Raw genomic sequence first — 1,760 nt, 5'->3', positions numbered from 1 at the left:
GATCGCCGCGGCGCTGGGCGCGGCCCGCCCGCGCAGCCGCTGGCGGATGGAGGTCGTCCCGACCCGCGCCGGCGTGGTGGTCGTCAACGATGCGTACAACGCGAACCCGGAGTCGATGCGCGCGGCGCTGACCGCGCTGGTCGCCATGCGGGGAACGGGCCGGGCGATCGCGGTGCTCGGCGGGATGGCCGAGCTCGGCGACGACGCGGACGAGGCGCACGACGCCCTCGGCCGACTCGCCGTGGATCTCGGGGTGGACCTGGTCGTCGCGGTCGGCCCGGCGGCCCGCGCGGTGCATCTCGCCGCCTCCCGGGAAGGCTCCCCCGACGGCGGCTCGCAGTGGGTGGCCGACACCGGTGAAGCGGTGGCGGCGGTGGTGGCGCTCGCCCGGCCGGACGACGTGGTGCTGGTCAAGGCCAGCCGCGCGTTCGGCCTGGAGCGGGTCGCCGAGGACGTGGTGGCGAAGTTCGGCGTCGCGGGCGCCGGGATCGAGGGGACATGAGGACGGACGGCTGGCACAACGGACCCGTGCGGGTGACCCACGGGTGAGAGGCGTCCTGATCGCGGCCATGGTCGCGTTGATCGTTTCGTTGCTCGGGACGCCCTGGGTGATCCGGTTCTTCCGCCGGCAGGGCTATGGGCAGGAAATCCGCGAGGATGGCCCGTCCAGCCACCTGACCAAGCGCGGTACGCCCACCATGGGCGGTACCGTGATCATTATCGCGACGCTGGTCGGCTACTTCCTGGCGCACCTGGTGACCGGGATCGGCTTCACCGCGTCGGGTCTGCTGGTGCTGCTGGTGATGACCGGCCTCGGGATCGTCGGCTTCCTCGACGACTACATCAAGATCCGGAAGCAGCGTAGCCTCGGGCTCACCGCGCGGATGAAGTTCGCCGGGCAGGCCGCGGTCGCGCTCGCCTTCGGGCTGCTCGCGGTCCGGTTCAAGAACCAGGCCGGGCTGCTGCCGGGGTCGACGTACATCTCGATCGTGCGCGACACCGGGTTCACCGTCGGCATCTTCGGCTTCCCACTGCTCGCCTGGATCATCATCGCGGCGACGTCGAACGCGGTGAACCTCACCGACGGCCTCGACGGCCTCGCCGCCGGCACCTCGGCGATGGTGTTCGGCGCGTACGTCGTCATCTCGTTCTGGCAGTTCGGCAACCAGTGCGGGGTCACCGGCAGCCAGGACGGCTGCTACTTCGTGCGGGACCCGCTGGACATCGCGCTGGTCGCGGCGGCGGCGATGGGAGCCTGTTTCGGCTTCCTGTGGTGGAACGCGAGTCCAGCGAAGATCTTCATGGGGGACACCGGGTCGCTCGCGCTCGGTGGCGCCTTCGCCAGCATCGCCATCGTCAGCCGCACCGAGCTGCTGCTGGTCGTGCTCGGCGGCCTGTTCGTCATCGAGACCCTCTCGGTCATGATCCAGGTCGCCTTCTTCAAGGCGACGAAGAAACGCGTGTTCAACATGGCCCCGATCCACCACCACTTCGAACTCGCCGAATGGCCCGAGATCACGGTGATCATCCGGTTCTGGATCGTGTCGGGCCTCGCGGTGGCCTTCGGACTCGGCCTGTTCTACGCGGAGTTCATCAACCACGGAGGTTCGTAGGGCATGGCGCCGGACCAGAGGACCCCGGACGTCGCTGGCGGGGACCGGGCTGGCGGGGACCGGGCTGGCGGGGACTGGGCTGGCGCGGCGGTGCTCGTCGTCGGCGTCGGGGTTTCCGGTGCGGCGGCGGCGCGGGCCCTGCTCGCC

Annotated in this window: 2 protein-coding genes; both read left to right on the top strand. The window is 70.6% G+C overall.

The window, feature by feature from the left end:
- On the top strand, positions 1–502 hold a 502-nt coding region (locus tag MXD58_RS26945; protein ID WP_284678903.1), incomplete at its 5' end, for a glutamate ligase domain-containing protein.
- A gap of 43 nt (positions 503–545) precedes the next feature.
- On the top strand, positions 546–1,613 hold the full coding sequence (mraY, locus tag MXD58_RS26940; protein ID WP_248840064.1) for a phospho-N-acetylmuramoyl-pentapeptide-transferase: 1,068 nt from the start codon (positions 546–548) through the stop codon (positions 1,611–1,613).
- The last annotated feature ends 147 nt before the right edge of the window (positions 1,614–1,760 follow it).

Origin of the sequence: Frankia sp. AgKG'84/4 (genome assembly GCF_023242965.2) — a bacterium.
Taxonomy (GTDB): Bacteria; Actinomycetota; Actinomycetes; order Frankiales; family Frankiaceae; genus Frankia.
The sequence above is the reverse complement of the archived record's forward strand: the minus strand, read 5'-3'. Positions and strand labels throughout refer to the sequence as shown.